Annotated in this window: 1 protein-coding gene; it reads left to right on the top strand. The window is 44.4% G+C overall.

Annotated elements, in window-relative coordinates; all coding sequences use genetic code 11:
* A partial coding sequence (locus ACTHUM_RS19370; RefSeq protein ID WP_440403922.1) for a DUF4189 domain-containing protein occupies positions 1 to 280 on the top strand: 280 nt, incomplete at its 5' end.
* Between the last annotated feature and the right edge of the window lie 186 nt (positions 281 to 466).

Below are 466 nucleotides of genomic sequence, written 5' to 3'. Positions count from 1 at the left end.
TATCAGCGCAGGCCAAGCAACAGGCTGTAAAACGGTTGTCCCACTGCACAATACCTGTATCGCTGTTGCCTACCCTAAAGCCATGGGCAAATTGACCGCGCAAAACGTAGTGGCCATTACCTCCCCTCGTTTCAAAACCGTGCATCAAATTGCCTTGAACCAGTGTATCAAAAAATACGGTTCACAAGGACAATGCGCTTTAGAAACAGTCTATTGCACTTCCGAAACCTACTATCAAGGTACGGTCAAAACCCTTTGGGAAAAAATCAAATCCATTTAAGGCCGTCTGAAAACAAAACCGGCTTGCCCGATATGCTCCATATCGCGGCAAGCCGGTTTTTTATTCTGGCTTTTATTTGCTGTTTTTTTCCAACAATTTGGCCACAACACCTTCAGCCTGTTTCACCAAATCAGGATTGGTTCGGAAGTGGTTTTCATCATTTAAAGAGTAGCTGACAGTAGAAAC

The organism is Neisseria sp. P0021.S006, from assembly GCF_051956895.1.
This window is presented reverse-complemented; position numbering and strand designations above follow the sequence as displayed.